At 69.0% G+C, this 16,871-nt stretch carries 16 protein-coding genes; 9 read left to right on the top strand and 7 right to left on the bottom strand.

The annotated features are described in order from the left end of the window. The first annotated feature begins 93 nt into the window (after positions 1-93). The 9 genes from rpmH (at position 94) to IEJ02_RS36510 (ending at position 6,849) form a co-directional block, all read left to right on the top strand. On the top strand, positions 94-231 hold the full coding sequence (rpmH, locus tag IEJ02_RS36550) for a 50S ribosomal protein L34 (RefSeq protein ID WP_003956500.1): 138 nt from the start codon (positions 94-96) through the stop codon (positions 229-231). Positions 232-255: 24 nt separating this feature from the next. Then, entirely contained in the window at positions 256-639 is a 384-nt protein-coding gene (rnpA, locus tag IEJ02_RS36545; RefSeq protein ID WP_037954594.1) for a ribonuclease P protein component, read from the top strand. After that, positions 636-953: a membrane protein insertion efficiency factor YidD gene (gene yidD, locus IEJ02_RS36540; RefSeq protein WP_020869966.1), complete on the top strand. Its 318-nt coding sequence runs from the start codon at positions 636-638 to the stop codon at positions 951-953. The genes rnpA and yidD overlap by 4 nt, the downstream gene beginning before the upstream one ends. A gap of 3 nt (positions 954-956) precedes the next feature. Continuing rightward, positions 957-2,099: a membrane protein insertase YidC gene (gene yidC / locus IEJ02_RS36535; RefSeq protein WP_191068723.1), complete on the top strand. Its 1,143-nt coding sequence runs from the start codon at positions 957-959 to the stop codon at positions 2,097-2,099. Positions 2,100-2,114: 15 nt separating this feature from the next. Then, positions 2,115-2,624 carry a Jag family protein gene (locus IEJ02_RS36530; protein ID WP_020869968.1) on the top strand — a complete coding sequence of 170 codons (510 nt, stop codon included), beginning with the start codon at positions 2,115-2,117 and terminating at the stop codon, positions 2,622-2,624. A 111-nt stretch (positions 2,625-2,735) separates the two neighbouring features. Further along, the gene (gene rsmG / locus IEJ02_RS36525) at positions 2,736-3,449 is read left to right on the top strand and encodes a 16S rRNA (guanine(527)-N(7))-methyltransferase RsmG (RefSeq protein WP_037954600.1); all 714 of its coding nucleotides are present in this window, start codon (positions 2,736-2,738) and stop codon (positions 3,447-3,449) included. Between the two features lie 226 nt (positions 3,450-3,675). Further along, on the top strand, positions 3,676-4,764 hold the full coding sequence (locus IEJ02_RS36520) for a ParA family protein (RefSeq protein ID WP_191068722.1): 1,089 nt from the start codon (positions 3,676-3,678) through the stop codon (positions 4,762-4,764). Then, positions 4,761-5,906, top strand: a complete 1,146-nt coding sequence (locus IEJ02_RS36515) for a ParB/RepB/Spo0J family partition protein (RefSeq protein ID WP_191068721.1) — start codon at positions 4,761-4,763, stop codon at positions 5,904-5,906. Before IEJ02_RS36520 ends, IEJ02_RS36515 begins: the two co-directional genes overlap by 4 nt. 325 nt (positions 5,907-6,231) lie before the next feature. Then, complete coding sequence (locus tag IEJ02_RS36510) at positions 6,232-6,849, top strand: GNAT family N-acetyltransferase (RefSeq protein WP_037954609.1); 618 nt, start codon at positions 6,232-6,234, stop codon at positions 6,847-6,849. Positions 6,850-6,951: 102 nt separating this feature from the next. Here the strand turns inward: IEJ02_RS36510 and trxA are convergent, their stop codons facing one another. The 7 genes from trxA to IEJ02_RS36475 form a co-directional block, all read right to left on the bottom strand. Continuing rightward, the gene (gene trxA, locus IEJ02_RS36505) at positions 6,952-7,281 is read right to left on the bottom strand and encodes a thioredoxin (RefSeq protein ID WP_014061966.1); all 330 of its coding nucleotides are present in this window, start codon (positions 7,279-7,281) and stop codon (positions 6,952-6,954) included. Between the two features lie 42 nt (positions 7,282-7,323). Further along, positions 7,324-8,274, bottom strand: coding sequence for a thioredoxin-disulfide reductase (gene trxB, locus IEJ02_RS36500; protein WP_191068720.1), 951 nt, complete (start codon positions 8,272-8,274; stop codon positions 7,324-7,326). A gap of 152 nt (positions 8,275-8,426) precedes the next feature. After that, entirely contained in the window at positions 8,427-9,410 is a 984-nt protein-coding gene (locus IEJ02_RS36495; protein ID WP_191068719.1) for an RsmA family anti-sigma factor, read from the bottom strand. Further along, entirely contained in the window at positions 9,407-10,096 is a 690-nt protein-coding gene (sigM, locus tag IEJ02_RS36490; RefSeq protein WP_191068718.1) for an RNA polymerase sigma factor SigM, read from the bottom strand. Before sigM ends, IEJ02_RS36495 begins: the two co-directional genes overlap by 4 nt. Before the next feature lie 36 nt (positions 10,097-10,132). Then, positions 10,133-11,848: a protein kinase family protein gene (locus IEJ02_RS36485; RefSeq protein WP_191068717.1), complete on the bottom strand. Its 1,716-nt coding sequence runs from the start codon at positions 11,846-11,848 to the stop codon at positions 10,133-10,135. 110 nt (positions 11,849-11,958) lie between these two features. Further along, entirely contained in the window at positions 11,959-14,337 is a 2,379-nt protein-coding gene (gene murJ, locus IEJ02_RS36480; RefSeq protein ID WP_191068716.1) for a murein biosynthesis integral membrane protein MurJ, read from the bottom strand. Between the two features lie 49 nt (positions 14,338-14,386). Beyond that, positions 14,387-16,744, bottom strand: a complete 2,358-nt coding sequence (locus tag IEJ02_RS36475; protein WP_191068715.1) for a DUF6049 family protein — start codon at positions 16,742-16,744, stop codon at positions 14,387-14,389. Positions 16,745-16,871 lie beyond the last annotated feature (127 nt).

Below are 16,871 nucleotides of genomic sequence, written 5' to 3'. Positions count from 1 at the left end.
GGTGCACTCGGGCGTATTGCGAGCTACTCGTGGGCGCACGGTGACAGCCAAGCGATAGACCGCCACCATCCGATTCATTTCTGGAGCCCCCGAGTGAGCAAGCGCACCTTCCAGCCGAACAACCGTCGCCGCGCGAAGACCCACGGCTTCCGGCTGCGTATGCGCACCCGTGCCGGCCGCGCGATCCTCGCGTCCCGCCGTAGCAAGGGTCGCGCCCGCCTGTCGGCCTGAGCAGCCTGACCCAAGGTCCATGACGTGCTGCCTACCGAACATCGGCTGAGGCGGCGCGAGGACTTCGCGGCCGCGGTACGCCGAGGACGCAGGGCCGGGCGCCCGCTCCTTGTCGTGCATCTTCGCACCGGCCTCACCAGCGGTGATACGGACCCGCACGCATCCGGGGAGAGTGCTCCTCCGGCGCGTGCGGGTTTCGTCGTGAGCAAGGCGATCGGCGGTGCCGTCGTCCGCAATCTGGTGAAGCGGAGACTGCGCCATCTGATGCGGGACCGCATCGACCGATTTCCCGCAGGTAGCCTTGTGGTCGTACGGGCGCTGCCCGGCGCGGGTGAGGCGGGTCACGACCAGCTGGCCCGCGATCTCGACACGGCAGTGCAGCGGCTACTGGGAGGGGTGCCGCGATGAAGTACCCGCTGCTGTGGTTGATCAAGCTGTACCAGTGGACCATCAGCCCGATGCTGGGACCGGTCTGCAAGTACTACCCGTCGTGCTCGCACTATGGCTATACGGCCATCAACCGGCACGGCGCGGTGAAAGGAACGGCGCTGACGGCCTGGCGCATCCTGCGCTGCAACCCATGGTCACTCGGTGGCGTCGACCACGTCCCGCCCCGGAAGCGTCCGGTGTGGCACCAGCGGCTGCGGAACCGCCTCGGCGGGCATCCGGCTGTGGAGCCTGCCGCACAGCCCGAGACCCAGCCCAAAGCCCAAGGAGCCTGATTCGTGGACACGATCCTCGGTCCTCTTTATGACGTAGTTTCCTGGATCATCGTCCAGTTCCACTCGTTCTACAGCTTGATCTTCGATCGGGACAGTGGCTGGGCGTGGGGTCTGTCCATCGTTTCGCTGGTGGTGCTGATCCGGATCTGCCTGATCCCGCTCTTCGTCAAGCAGATCAAGTCGACGCGGAACATGCAGGCGCTCCAGCCCAAGATGAAGGCGATCCAGGAGCGCTACAAGAGCGACCGGCAGCGCCAGTCCGAAGAGATGATGAAGCTCTACAAGGAGACGGGTACCAACCCGCTCTCGAGCTGTCTGCCGATCCTCGCGCAGTCGCCGTTCTTCATCTCGCTGTACCAGGTGCTCAACCACATCGCGAACAACAGGACGGTCGGTGTCATCGACCAGTCGCTGCTGGACAGCGCCCGTAACGCCCACATCTTCGGCGCTCCGCTGTCGGTGAAGTTCATGGACTCGGCCTCGAAGGTCGAATCCCTCGGCGCCTCGCTGACCGACGTCCGCATCGTGACCATCACCATGATCGTCCTGATGTCGGCCTCGCAGTTCTTCACCCAGCGCCAGCTGATGACCAAGAACGTCGACCTCACGGTGAAGACGCCGTTCATGCAGCAGCAGAAGATGCTGATGTACGTCTTCCCGGTCATGTTCGCCGTCTTCGGCATCAACTTCCCCGTCGGTGTCCTCGTCTACTGGCTGACCACCAACGTCTGGACCCTGGGCCAGCAGATGTTCGTCATCCGCCGGAACCCGACCCCGGGCAGCCTCGCCTTCAAGGCCCGCCAGGAGCGGCTGCGGGCCAAGGGCAAGCTGAAGGAGGAGCCGGCCGAGGTCGCCGCGAAGCAGGCGGTCGAGACGGCGCGTGCCAACCGTCAGCAGCCCAAGCGCCAGACCAAGGCGCAGCGCTCCACGACCGGCCACAGCAAGGCCAGCTCGCAGCCGGCCTCCTCGGCCTCCACGGCGAAGTCCACCGAGGACAAGCCCGCCGAGAAGCAGGGCGCGGGGCAGAAGAAGGGCGCGCAGGGCGGTAAGCCGGCCGGCGGCGGCTCGGCTTCCGGCTCCTCCCGTGGCACGAAGTCCGGCCAGCGAAAGGGCCAGCAGCGCCCCAAGCACCCGTCCAAGAAGTAACGAAGGAGTCCATCCGTGACGGAAGGCACCACCCCGGCAGCCGAGGGTGTCGACACCCTGACCCGCCTTGAGCAGGAAGGGGAGATCGCGGCCGACTACCTCGAGGGGCTGCTGGACATCGCGGACCTCGACGGCGACATCGACATGGACGTCGAGGCCGATCGCGCAGCGGTGTCGATCATCAGCGACTCGACCAGCCGTGATCTGCAGAAGCTGGTCGGCCGCGATGGCGAGGTGCTGGAGGCCCTTCAGGAGCTGACTCGCCTCGCGGTGCACCGGGAGACCGGCGACCGCAGCCGGCTGATGCTCGACATCGCCGGATACCGGGCCCGTAAGCGCGCCGAGCTGACCGAGCTGGGTACCAAGGCGGCCGAGGAGGCGAAGGGCACCGGTCAGCCGGTGAAGCTCAAGGCGATGACGCCCTTCGAGCGGAAGGTGGTGCACGACGCCGTGGCCGCCGCCGGGCTGCGCAGTGAGTCCGAGGGCGAGGAGCCGCAGCGCTGCGTGGTCGTGCTTCCGGTCTGAAGCGGTTCCGCCTCGTGATCCACACGGCCCCGTCTGCACGCAGACGGGGCCGAATCTTGTCAGCCTTACATCATCGTTCAGCACAGTGTTCGGTACGGAAGGACGGTCCCCGTGACGGAAGCAGCGGAGCTCCCCCCGGCGCCCCCCGAGGCAAGGGACGTATTCGGTGACCGTTTCCCGGAGGCCGTCCGCTATGGCGAGCTGCTGGCCGATGTGGGAGTGACCCGCGGGCTGATCGGCCCGCGTGAGGTGCCGCGGCTGTGGGAGCGGCATCTGCTGAACTGCGCCGTGCTCTCCGAAGTGGTGCCCGAGGGGGTCACCGTCTGCGATGTGGGGTCGGGGGCCGGGCTCCCCGGTATCCCGCTCGCCCTGACCCGTCCCGATCTCCGGATCACGCTGCTGGAGCCCTTGCTGCGCCGGACCAACTTTCTGCGGGAAGTGGTGGAGCTGCTGGGGCTGGAGCATGTGACGGTGGTGCGCGGTCGCGCCGAGGAGGTCCTCGGCAAGCTGACCCCGATGCATGTGGTGACGGCTCGGGCGGTGGCCCCGCTGGACCGGCTGGCCGGCTGGGGGGTTCCGCTGCTGCGCCCGTACGGCGAGATGCTGCTGCTGAAGGGCGACACCGCCGAGGAGGAGCTGAAGCAGGCCCGGGCCGCGCTGGGCAAGCTGGGCGTGGTGGGGACCTCGGTGCTGCATGTCGGTGAGGGAGTGGTGGACCCGCCGTCCACGGTGGTGCGGGTCGAGGTCGGGGAGAGCCCCGGGGGTGTGCGCTTCGCGGCGAAGCGGGCCAAGGCGGCTCGCCGGTCGCCGCGCCGTCGGCCCTGAATCAAGGGCATTGCTCCATACAAGCTGGCAAAACTACACATACCGGAGTGTCGCGACCCATTGACGAGGCCTCCCGTGCATCGTGTTTCACGTGAAACGTCGCTCTCTGCTGCATGGAATCATCAGTCGCGGTCGTGCGGCGGCCTTGCCCCGCGACCGCCGACCCCGTGTGAACGTGGATTCATCCACAGGAGAACGGGCCTCGCTGGTTCACGACCCCAAAAGCATGGCAGGCTCTGCATATCGCGAGCCTGATGTCGAGGAGAGTGAATCCTTGCGGTCCGACGCCAACATCGCGGGGCCGATGACCGATCCGGTCCCCGGCCCCCGTACCGAATCGCCGGGGGAGGATGTTTCACGTGAAACGCCGCCTCCGATGGACGACACCCCTATCGGTCGTGCCGCTCAACTGGCGGTCGAAGCCCTGGGACGCGCCGGTGAGGGGCTGCCCAGGCCGGAGCAGACCCGGGTGATCGTGGTCGCCAACCAGAAGGGCGGGGTCGGGAAGACCACGACCACGGTCAACCTGGCCGCCTCGCTCGCCCTGCACGGTGGTCGTGTGCTGGTGATCGACCTCGACCCACAGGGCAATGCCTCGACGGCGCTGGGGATCGACCACCACGCCGAGGTTCCATCGATCTATGACGTACTGGTCGACAGCAAGCCGCTGTCCGATGTGGTGCAGCCGGTCCCGGATGTGGAGGGCCTGTTCTGTGCTCCGGCCACGATCGATCTCGCCGGTGCCGAGATCGAGTTGGTCTCTCTGGTGGCCAGGGAGAGCCGACTTGAGCGGGCCATCGAGGCGTATGAGCAGCCGCTGGACTACATCCTCATCGACTGCCCGCCCTCGCTGGGCCTGCTGACGGTCAATGCGCTGGTGGCCGGCGCGGAAGTGCTGATCCCGATCCAGTGCGAGTACTACGCGCTGGAGGGGCTGGGGCAGCTGCTGAGGAATGTCGATCTGGTGCGGGGCCATCTCAACCCCAAGCTCCATGTCTCGACGATCCTTCTCACCATGTACGACGGTCGCACCCGGCTGGCCTCCCAGGTCGCCGACGAGGTGCGGAGCCACTTCGGCGGTGAGGTGCTCCGGACGAGTATTCCCCGATCGGTGCGCATCTCCGAGGCCCCCAGCTATGGGCAGACCGTCCTCACCTATGACCCGGGGTCGAGTGGGGCGCTCTCCTATCTGGAGGCGGCCCGCGAGATCGCCCTCAGAGGTGTCGGCGTGCACTACGACACCCAGCACGCTCATGCCTTGCCCGAGCTCAGCCAGCACGACCAGCACAGCAGCATGCAGGAGGGGATTCAGTGAGTGAGCGACGCAGAGGACTGGGCCGTGGGCTCGGTGCCCTGATCCCTCCCGCGCCGAAGGGGGCGGACAACGCCGCATCCTCGGCGGGGGCGGGAGCGGTCACGACGACCGGGGCCACCACCTCACCGACCGCGGTCCCGGTGCTCACCCAGGAGCGCGGAGTGGCGGCGGCCAAGGTGGCCGGACTGGCCACGCAGACCGTTCCACAGGAAACCGAGCCCGCGCCGCGGGAGCAGGAGCCCGAGACCGCCGCCCCGGAGGCGATGCCGGAGGAGGTGGCCGGGGCCCACTTCGCCGAGCTGCCGCTGGACTTCATCACCCCCAACCCGCGGCAGCCCCGTGAGGTCTTCGACGAGGACGCGCTCGCCGAACTGGTCACCTCGATCCAGGAGGTCGGTCTCCTCCAGCCCGTCGTCGTACGGCAGTTGGCGCCGGAGCGCTATGAGCTCATCATGGGCGAGCGCCGCTGGCGGGCCTGTCGTGAGGCCGGGCTGGAGAAGATCCCCGCGATCGTCCGGGCCACCGATGACGAGAAGCTCCTGCTGGACGCGCTGCTGGAGAACCTCCACCGGGCCCAGCTGAACCCGCTGGAAGAGGCGGCGGCGTACGACCAGTTGCTGAAGGACTTCAACTGCACGCATGACGAACTGGCCGACCGCATCGGGCGCTCGCGTCCGCAGGTCTCCAATACGCTGCGGCTGCTGAAGCTCTCCCCGTCCGTCCAGCGCAGGGTGGCCGCCGGGGTCCTCTCCGCGGGCCATGCCCGGGCGCTGCTCTCCGTGGACGACCCGGAGGAGCAGGACCGACTGGCCCATCGCATCGTCGCCGAGGGGCTCTCGGTGCGTGCGGTGGAGGAGATCGTCACCCTGATGGGATCGCGATCGGGCGGTACGGCCAAGCCCAAGAGCCCGAGGGCGGGTGCGAGGGTGTCCCCCGCGCTCACGGATCTGGCCTCACGTCTCTCCGATCGGTTCGAGACGCGGGTGAAGGTCGACCTCGGTCAGAAGAAGGGAAAGATCGTCGTCGAGTTCGCCTCGATAGAGGATCTGGAGCGGATCCTCGGCACGCTGGCCCCCGGCGAGGGGCCGGTGCTGGAGCAGCCGCTCTCCTCCGAGAGCGGAGCGGCGGACGAGGACGAGTGAGGCGCTGCCCGTGCGGTCATGCCGTACGGAAGGGCAGCGCGGGGCGGGTCGCGTTCCGACATGGTCGGAACGCGACCCGCTGTTTGCCCAAGGGCGGTATCGGTGCAATCTCGGCACGGATACGATGCGATCAGGTAGGGCGGATCCATGTGGAGGCGCCGCATGTGGAGGGCAGGGCCATGCGATCGGTGAGCCGCACCGGACTGTTGGCCACAGGATTGGGCCTGGGAGCTGTCGGCGGTTTCGTCGGCAGTCTGCTCAGGGAGCGTAGTGCGCTGTCAGCCGCCCGTGGCGCGGCTGGCCACGGAAGTGAAGGACTGGCTTCATGGGGCGTCGGCTCGTACCGCTCACGCTGGACAACCTCCCGGACATCCCCAAGCGCTGCCGCGCCTGTGTCTTCTGGGAGCTCGATCCGGTCAGCGGCGAAGCAGCCGTAAGGGCCGGCCGGCCGGAGCTGGAGAAGGAGGCATGGATCTCCGCCGTTCTGCTGGAGTGGGGATCCTGCGGCCGGGTGGTCTATGTCGATGAGGTCCCGGTGGGCTTTGTGCTGTACGCGCCTCCGGCGTATGTACCGCGCTCCACGGCCTTCCCGACCAGTCCGGTCGCGGCGGACGCCGTCCAGCTGATGACGGCGTGGCTGATGCCCGGATATCAGGGGCAGGGGCTGGGCCGGGTCATGGTGCAGACCGTCGCCAAGGATCTGATCCGCCGAGGCTTCAAGGCGGTGGAGGCGTTCGGGGACGCCACCTGGAAGGAACCGGCGTGTGTGCTGCCCGCCGATCATCTGCTGGCGGTGGGCTTCAAGACCGTACGGCCGCATCCTCGCTATCCCCGGCTGAGGCTGGAGCTGAGGACGACGATCTCCTGGAAGGAGGATGTCGAGCTGGCGCTGGACCGGCTGCTCGGCGCCGTCCAGAAGGAGCCCGCGCTGCGGCCGCTGTAGCGGGTTCCACGTGAAACACCGCTGTAGCGGGTTCCACGTGAAACACGAAGGGGCTGCCCCGATGGGCAGCCCCTTCGTGTTTGAGGGCGACGCGTGGTGCGCTCAGCCGATGAAGTCGGCCAGGTCGCGCTCGATGGCAGCCTTGGGCTTGGCGCCGACGATGGTCTTGGCGACCTCGCCACCCTGGTAGACATTGAGCGTCGGGATGGACATCACGCCGTACTTGGCGGCCGTCGCCGGGTTCTCGTCGATGTTGAGCTTGGCGATGACGATCTTGTCGGGGTGCTCGGCCGCGATGGCCTCCAGGGAGGGGGCGATCTGGCGGCACGGACCGCACCAGGCGGCCCAGAAGTCGACGAGTACCGGCTTGTCGCTCTTGAGGACCTTCTCCTCGAAGTCGGCGTCCGTCACGGTGACCGTGGCACCGGCCATGGGAATCTCCTTAGTGAGTTGGTGCAGAGGTGGGAAGCGGAGTCAGACGGTGGCGTCGCCCTGGCCCAGCGAGGCGAGGTACCGCTCGGCGTCCAGCGCCGCCGAGCAACCGGTGCCGGCCGCGGTGATCGCCTGACGATAGGTGTGGTCCACCACATCGCCGGCGGCGAAGACACCGGGCAGGTTGGTCCGGGTGGTGGGCGCGTCCACCTTCAGGTACCCGTCGTCGTCCAGGCCTAGTTGGCCCTTGAACAGCTCGGTGCGCGGGTCGTGGCCGATCGCGATGAACAGTCCGGTGACCGGCAGCTCGGCGGTCTCGTCCTTCTTGACGTCGCGGATCGTGAGACCGGAGAGCTTGCCGTCGCCGTGGATCTCCTCGACCACGCTGTCCCAGATGAACGAGATCTTCGGGTCTGCGAACGCCCGCTCCTGCATCGCCTTGCTGGCGCGCAGGGTGTCCCGGCGGTGGACCACCGTGACCGACTTGGCGAACCGCGACAGGAAGGTCGCCTCCTCCAGGGCCGTGTCGCCGCCGCCGATGACGGCGATGTCCTGGTCCTTGAAGAAGAACCCGTCACAGGTGGCACACCAGGAGACGCCGCGGCCGGAGAGCTCGTCCTCGCGCGGCAGCCCCAGCTTGCGGTGCTGAGAGCCGGTGGCCACGATGACGGTCTTGGCCCGGTGGACCGTACCGGCGGAGTCGGTGACGGTCTTGATCGGCTCACCGAGGTCGACCGCGGTCACGTCGTCCGGAACGAGCTCGGCGCCGAAGCGCTCGGCCTGGGCCCGCATGTTGTCCATCAGGTCGGGGCCCATGATCCCGTCCCGGAAGCCGGGGAAGTTCTCCACATCGGTGGTGTTCATCAGGGCACCACCCGCGGTCACGGAGCCTTCGAAGACCAGCGGCTTCAAGGAAGCGCGGGCGGTGTAGAGCGCGGCCGTATAGCCCGCGGGCCCGGAACCGATGATGATCACGTTGCGGACGTCGCTCACGGATGTCTTCCTTGTCTCTGCCGACTGCCGGACTGCTGACTGGGCGGGCGGCCCCGGGTTCCCCCGGAATTCCGCTGCCACCCCACCCAACGGATCCTACGGGTCAGGCATTCCCGAGCGCTGTCAGGCAGGGCCCCTGTGTGCGGTGTGCCTCAGCGACGCGGATAGGTCCGGGTCACCAGAAGCTCCCCGGGGGTCGTCGGGGACGCCGAGACGCAGGACGCGTCGATCACGAAGGCATCGACGAGCGAGCTGTCGGAGGGGTGTGGGAGGACGACGATATAGGCGCTCTGGCCGTCGTAGGTGTCCTGCTGCGCCGCGAGAGCCGGCTCCTTGCGGCCGGTGCCGCTCTGCACACAGGACGGCACCTCAGGGTCGTTATTGGCGCGCAGCGGCACATCGGGTGAGTTGCCCTGCCCGGTGACGCCGTTCGACGCGGTGGACTTCCGGTCGGCGAGCAGCGCGTGCACGCGGTCCTTGAGCGTGCCCGAGGAGAGGGCGGAGTTCCCGCTGGAGCTCTGGCTGGCGTGCGCCTGAGGGTCGCTGTCCTTGTGATCGCCGGAGGAGCCGCTCTGGAAGAAGAAGGAGCCGATGCCGATCACCGCCGCGGCGCATGCGCCGCCGAGGACGGCCTTGCGCCAGCGGCGGGCGCGGCCGGGGCGGGTGCCGGGTCCGGTGGCCCCCCGTCCTGGCCCGGTGGCCCCACGCGGGCGCCCGGCGGGCCGGTCCGCCCCGATGGACGGCTTGGTCGTGGGCTCCACGGTGTCGTCGGAGTCGGGGGTGCTGGAGGCGTCATCGGCTGTTTCACGTGAAACAGGCGTGGGCGCGGCGTCCGGATCCGGAGTTTCACGTGAAACATCGGCCACGCGCTCGGGGGCGGTCGCGTCGAGGAGCGCTTCGGCGGCCAGCGCCGCGTCGATGCGGCCCGCGACATCGGCGGGCATCCGCACCGGCCCGGGGAGAGTTCCGAGCAGGGAGCGAATCTCGTCCAGGGACTCCCATACGTCCGCACACAGCACGCAGCTCGCGAGGTGAGTGCGCACATCGACGGCGCGGGACGGAGAGAGCAGACCCTCGGTGAGTGCGGAGATCTCCGCGACCTCAGGGTGCTCTTCCGTGTCCGTCGAGGATGTCACGCTCGCCCACCTCCGCCCTTCACGGCATCTGTGTCGTTCGGTCCTGCCGTCGGTGGGACGGACGTCCCCTGCGTCCGGTTCCTTCCCCTGCCCGAGGGTGAGCTACCCCTCCCACTGGGATGGAGATGTGAGAGGAGGGGCAGCAGTCGCGCGCGGCCCCGGGCGCAGCGGCTCTTCACGGTGCCGGTGGGAACGTCCAGCACCTTCGCAGCCTCCGCGACGGGGTAGCCCTGCATATCGACCAGCACCAGGGCCGCGCGCTGCTCGGGGGGAAGGGTGCGCAGCGCCCGCAGCAGTTCGCGGTGGAGATCGCCTCGCTCGGCGGGGGCGGCGGCTGACTCATGGGGTTCCAGAAGTTGCTCGAGCCGCTCGGTGTCGTCGACGGGGGAGGTGCGACGGGAGGCGGCCTTGCGGGCCCGGTCCAGACAGGCGTTGACCGTGATGCGGTGCAGCCACGTGGTCACGGCGGACTGGCCCCGGAAGGTGTGGGCAGCGCGATAGGCGGAGACGAGCGCGTCCTGGACCGCGTCGGCCGCTTCCTCACGGTCGCCGAGAGTGCGCAGCGCCACCGCCCAGAGTCTGTCGCGGTGGCGCCGCACTATTTCGCTGAAGGCGTCCGGATCGCCGTCGACGTGCCGGGCGAGGAGCTCGCCGTCGCTCGCTCCGCCGATGGTGGCGTCGTCCAACGTTGAGCCCCTCCCCTCTCGGCCGACCGTAGAGGGTCAGCCCTTGACCTTGATCTCCGAGATGCCGCCACGGTAGCGATCAGCGGTGCTGGTCGGAAGTTCCGTGATGTGGACCAGGACGTATCGCGTCCGTACCGGCTTGTCGAGAACGGTGGACAGCTTCTTCCCGACGCTCTTCAGATCGGTGAGGTGCTTGGAGAAGGCGCTGAGTGAGGTGGGGTCGGAGGCGGAGGGATCGGCGGCGAGGACTTCCACCTTCTGGCCGGCGCTGTAGAAGTCGATATCGAGGCTCGCGACCTTTTTGGCGCTGCCGAGGTCGACGATGATGCCGCTGCCCTGCTTGCGGTTGGGCAGGTTACCGAAGTTCGGGTAGTTGTAGAACTCCTTGGTCACCCAGGCGGTGTCCGTATCGCCGTCGACGGCACCATCGACCTTGTCCGGGGCGAAAGGCGCGTCCAGCGGCGAGAACTCCGTGGCGCTCTCGATGCTGAGCGGCTTGCCCACGGGCTTCACGCTCTTGCCGTTGTCCTTCTCACCGGTGGACTTGCCCGGGCTGGACTTGTTCTCCTCCTTGAGGAGGGTGTCCGCGAGCTGCCAGCTGCCGAGGCCGAGAGCGGCGATCAGAAGGGCGGAGACGGTCCACTTGAGGGCCTTGCCCGTGCGGCTCTGCAGCGGCGGCGGAGGCGGCACGGGAGCGGCCGGAGGGGCCGGGTGCGCGGTGCCGCCGCGGTTCGGCTGCTGGCCGTACACACCCTGCTGGTACGTGGTGCGCTGGTACGCCGGGGAAGGGGTGAAGGCGGGCTCCGGCGGCCGGATGCGCGGCATCGCCGCGACGGCCTTGGCCAGCTCCTCGGGGGTGGTGCAGGGCTGGTCCTGACGGGACGCGGTGGCCCCGTCGTTGACCAGCGCGCGCATCGCGAGCTCGGACAGACCGCGGTGCACTCCCGCGCGGACCTGGTCGGGGGCGATCAGGCCCACGCCCTTGGGTAGCCCGGAGAGGCCGTAGGCGTCGGCCTCGTACGGCCAGCGTTGCGTGAGCGCCGCGTACAGCAGTGCGCCGATCGCCTCGGTGTCGGTGCGCTGGGGGTGGTCGACGCTGATACCACGCAGGGCGGCCATGACGGCCAGTCCGCGGATGCGGTACTGACCGGACTCGGTGCGCAGTACGGAGCCGGGGTTCAGCCGCAGATGGGCCAGGCCCTCGCGGTGGGCGGCGGCCATGGCCTGGGAGACCTGGCTGACCAGTTGGTACGCGTCGTGCGGCTCGAGCGGCCCGGCGGCCAGCACGGCGGTGAGCTCGGTGGCGTCGGGAAGCCACTCATGGACGACATAGACGAGATCGTTCTCCTCGACGGCGTCGAGGACCTGGACGAAGCGGGGATCGCCCAGCAGGGCCGCCGAACGGGCGGCGGCGAGCACCGACCTGGCGCGCGGATGGTCCGCGGGCACGACATGCACCCCGACGGCACGCCGCAGTTTCTCGTCCACGGCACGCCAACTGCTGAATCCGTCCAGACGGGTGACGCACTCCTCCAGACGGTAGCGTCTGGCCAACTTGTGACCGCTGTGCAGCTCGAGCGGGTTCGCTTCGGCCGCGGCGCCCGTATCGTCGGTGACCGCGGCCTCTGTCCCCTTGCCGACCTTCTGTTTCGTCCCCGCCCCGTCGGCCGTGGCCTTACCCGCCTCGGCGGTCAGCGGCTCCTCTCCACCGCTGTCGGCCACGTCGACGGCAGCCGTGCTCCGTTCCGCCACCGTCGTTCCTGCCTCCCCATCCGTTGCGCCTACTCCGAGCCAAGACAATTGTGCCCACAGTCCGCCGCTATGCACGACACACGGTGGCGGACGATGGTTGTGCTCAATGATCAGCGTCCGAGTCGTCCGCGCACCATACCGACCATGGCCGTCAGCTCATCAACGCGCATCCGTTTCGCAGCAATGTAGAAGACCGCGATAAGAACGAGACCGCCGCCCAGCAAAGCCGCTACGGAGCCGGCGACGCCCATTCCGAGGGTCTGCATGATGGCGTAGGCCGCGCCACCGCCCAGGAGGGCGGCGGGGATGCTGGCGCCGACGAGGCGGGTGTAGGTGCGCACGACGCGGGGGCCGTCCAGATCGCCGCCCAGCCGGTTGCGCAGCCGCTTCCAGGCCACACCCACGCCGATGGCGTAGGCCAGGCCGTAGGCGGCCGCCATACCGGCGACGGCCCAGCGGGCGGGGAGCAGGAGATAGGCGAGCCCGGATCCGGCGGCGTTGACGGCTGCGATGATCACCGTGTTGTAGAAGGGGGTGCGGGTGTCCTCGTAGGCGTAGAAGCCGCGGAGGACGACGTACTGCACGGAGAAGGGGATCAGGCCCAGGCTGAACGCCATGAGGATGTAGCCCATGGAGACGGCCGCATCGGTGCCGGAGGCGCCGAACAGCAGCGTGCACATGGGGATGCCCAGGGCGATGAAGCCGAAGGCGAGCGGGACGATGGCGACCGCGGAGGTGCGCAGCCCCTGCGAGATGTCGTCGCGGACCGCTCCGGAGTCCCCGTCGTGGGCCGCCCGGGAGATCCGGGGTAGCAGGGAGGCCATGACGGAGACGGTGATGATCGCCTGCGGCATGCCCCAGATGAGCTGGGCGCTGGAGTAGCCGACGAAGCTCATGCCCGGCGCGTTCTGGTTCTCGGCCTCGGCACCCGCCGCGGTGGACAACTGGGTCACGACCAGCACGCCGGCCTGGTTGGCGAGGACGAACAGGACCGTCCACTTGGCCAGCTTGGCGGCCTTGCCGAGGCCGTGGCCGCGCCAGTCGAAGCGCGGCCGGAAGCGGAAGCCGGTGGCCCGCAGGTAGGGGAACATCGCCAGGGACTGGACGACGAGGCCCAGCAGGGTGCCCATGCCCAGCAGCCGGATGCCTTCGGCGGTGATGGTGGTGGTGTCCATCTTGGAGCTGCCAGCGGTGCCGAAGACCCAGATGAACAGGCCGAAGGTGAAGATTATGACGATGTTGTTCAGGACGGGTGTCCACATCATCGCCCCGAACCGGCCCCGGGCGTTGAGGATTTGGCCGACCACCACGTGAATGCCCATGAAGAAGATGGTGGGCAGGCAGTAGCGGGCGAAGGTGACCGCGACCTCGTTGTCGGCGGGGTTGTCCGCGATGGTCGGCGACATCACGCGGATCAGCACCGGCGCGGCGACGACGGTCACCGCGACCAGGAGGCCGAGCACCACCATGACCAGGGTGAGCAGCCGGTTGGCGAATGCCTCGCCACCGTCGTCGTCCTCCTTCATCGCGCGCACGAGTTGGGGGACGAAGACGGAGTTCAGACCGCCGCCGATGGTGAGGATGTACACCATCGTCGGCAGCGTGTACGCGAGGGCGTAGGTGGAGCCGAGGGTGGCCGCGCCGAGTCCCGCGAGGACCACCATCTGCCGGACGAAGCCGGTGAGCCGGGAGACCAGGGTGCCCGCGGCCATCAGCGCGCTGGACTGGAGCACGCTGGACGCGCGGCCCTTGCCCCCTGAGGGCGTCTTCGGTTCGGGGTCGGCCGCGGGAGCGGTCACCACCGGGGCGGCCACCGTGGGGGCGGCGGCCGTCGCGCCGGCGGACTCCGATCTGGACGGCCCGGGGACCGGCGCCTGCCCCTGAGCGGGCGCCTGGGCCTGGGGGTGGTCCTCCGGGCCCTGTGGATAGCCCTGGCCCTGGCCGGGCCGGGGCTCATAGGGCTGCTGATCGCGGTAGAGGTGCGCGAAGGCGTCCCGCTGCGGCTGCTCCCCCACCCCGTAGCCGTCGCCGGCCCCCGGATAGCCCTGGCCCGCCTGATCGGCGGGGTACGGCTGCTGTACCGCGCCCTGGTGGCCGGCGGAGGCCTCGGGGGACCAGACGCGCGGGTCGGGGCCCTGCGGCGTGGGTGGCTGCTGGTAGTACTGCTGCTGGTAGCCGTCCTGCTGCGGTGCGTGGGAGGAGCGGCGGTCGTACAGGGGGTCCGTCAGCGGATCGTGGGCGTAGCGATCCTGCGTCGGATACGGGTAGGGCGTGAAGCTGCCCGTCGCGTACGAATCGTCCAGGTACGGATCCGGTGCGTAGTACTGCTGGCCGTAGGACTGGCGCGGATCGGCCGGGGGCACCTGGTGGGCGTCGCCCAGATACGGATCCCGCTGGTGCGGTTCCTGTCCGTAAGGGTCGTGGGGGCCGTGAGGGGACGGCTGCGGCGGCGGTGGCACTCGGCCATCACCGTCATACGGCGCGTTCATCGCTACCCCACCTCATCGTCCACTGCGGCCCACCGGCCCCGGCAATTGCTCAATGGTCCACTTTCTCACCCGAGCCGGACGGGCCACCGCTTTGCGATCCGGTGTCCGGCGCCGGGTCACTCGGCTGCTCGGGCACGAGGGCGTGTGCGCGGTCACACCGATCGGTCTCCGGGGCCTCGCTGTCGTCCTCATCCTGCCCGTGCGCCTCCTCGGCGTCTTCCCCGTCCCCGCCGTCCTCACCGCCCCTGGCGGCCGCGCGCTTGCGCTGGATGTAGATCCGGACACCGGCGAGGACGAGCAGCAGCACACCGCCGGCGATCACCAGAATCACGGTCGACGTGATTTCGGTGACATTCACCTCGAACATCATCTCGTCGCCGTACGGCTGCCCGTCCGGGGTGTAGAGCTGCGCCGAGACCCACACCGGGCCGTTCGCGTTGGCCGTGGTGCCGAACTTCACGGACTGGCTGTGGCCGCCCTCCACATTGACCAGCTGGGGGTCGCCGACCGCCAGCCGGTTGCCCTGCTGGGAGCGCAGGACGAGCCGCAGCTCGACGCTCTGCACCAGGTTGTTCTGGACGGTCACCGGGACGGTCGCGCTGCGCCCGGAGAGGGTCATGTTCGACTTCGGGACCAGGCGCACCTTATTGGTGAGCCCAGAGAGATAGGTCTGTACGTCGTGCCGGAAGCCGGTCGCGTTCTGCGCCTCGCTGCGCCATGAGGTCGACATCTCGCGCCTGATCGCGTTCCCGAAGGGGGTGACCACCCGGTATTTGGCGGTCAGGATCGGCTCGAAATTGTCCAGGGTCTTCTGGGTCTCCTGGATGCTGTTGAACGCCTCGATGGGCAGCTCCCGCGCGCGCAGCGCCCGGGGGTACGAGCGGGCGCTCGGCACCCGCTGGGTGGCGTTCGGGTCGGGCTTGGCCTTCGCGGCCTGCCCCAGGCTCAGTGGCTGGGTCCACTGCCCGGAGAGCCCCTCCAGGGCCGCCGCCATCGCCTGCGCCTGGCTGGTGGTGGGCGTCCGCTGGGGGGCGACCACGATGCTGCGCTGCTTGTCCGGCGCCTGGAGGTTGATCATCTGGCTCTGGGCCAGGAATCGCTGGATGGCGAGGGTGGAGTTCTCCGCCTTGGACATGTCGCCGGTGAAGGCCGTCGACAGCCGTGCGTCGGAGACCACCGCCGTATTGCCGCCGCCGATCTGCCGGGCCGCGGTGGGGGTGTAGGAGAGCCCGCCGGTCTCGCGCAGGCTGTCGCTGCGGGCGATGACGTTGTGTGCGCCCGCGGAGGTGGCGACGTCCACGATCGAGGAGTCGACCGCGCCCTCGACGGGCCAGGCGAAGTCCGTGCGCGGCCGTACCCCGAGGATGGTCTCCACGGTCGTCGAGGCGAGCTCGGTGGCGCCCTGGAGGTGGCTGAGGGCGCCGGTGACGTTCTTACCTCGGTGGGCGAGCGAGGCGAGGTCGGGGTCGGCGAACGGCAGCGCGACCACCTGCTTGCCCTCCACGGCCTTCTGGAGGGCGTCCAGCCACTGCTTGGCGACGGTCTGGCCGTGGCCCGCCCTGGTCCCCTTGCCCGAGGGATTCTGGACCTCGTAGTTCTTCGTCATCGCGTCGACCGTGGCGAGCAGGTCGGGGTCGATCACCCAGGTGATGGGGAGGTTCTTCCCCAGGGCGACCATCTGCTGCAGCCGGCCGCCCGGGGCCAGCTCCTTGGCCAGGCGGTCGTCCCGGAAGATCGGGGTGCGGTCCTCGTCGTTGTCCGTGCGGGCGGTCACATGGGTGGCGGAGATCAGCGGCCACAGATAGGTGAGCTGGGACTTCTTCTGGGACGGGCCCGACTGCCAGGGCAGGAAGGTCCGCTCGATGCCCAGCACCTGCGGCCAGGGCTGATGGGAGGTGCCACCGGTCAGCGAGACGCCGAGCTGATAGACGCCGTTCTCCCCCAGGTGCAACTGATCCACCGGTATGGAGAGGGAGAAGTCACGGCTGGTGCCGGCCGGCAGCTTGCCGATCTTCTTGGCGTATTTGCGGTCGATCTCGGTGCCGTCGAGCCCCTCCGTATAGCCGGTGCGGTGGGCGGTGGTGTCGATCGCGCTGCGGCCGTTCATGGTCGGGCCGACCCGGAGACCCACCCGGGCCCCCGAGACCGTGCCCTTGGTGTCGTTGGTGACGGTGCCGCTGACGGTGAGGGTGTCGCTCTTCTTCGGCGCGGTGGGGGTCAGTGAGGTGATGGAGACGTCCACCGATCGCGAGCCGGTGGCCTTGCTCTCGGCGTGGGCGGCGGGTGCCGCCGGAATCTGTGCCAGGCCCGCGAGCATCGGCGCCGCGGCCAGCAGGGCCGCCGTGCGCCGCAACCATCGCCGGGCACGAGCGGAAGTTGTCCCCCGGAGGTCTGCCGCATCGGCCACGCGCTCGCCCGTCCCTTGTCGTCAGTAGGTCGTCAGTGGTCGTCGCAATGTGCGTCCACGGAATGGTAACGATGCCCGCTGTGACGAAGTGCTGTGGAGGGCTCCACAAGATCGTTACGCAGTGGTG

This window comes from Streptomyces sp. 5-10, assembly GCF_014712245.1.
Classification (GTDB): Bacteria; Actinomycetota; Actinomycetes; order Streptomycetales; family Streptomycetaceae; genus Streptomyces; species Streptomyces violaceusniger.
The sequence above is the reverse complement of the archived record's forward strand: the minus strand, read 5'-3'. Positions and strand labels throughout refer to the sequence as shown.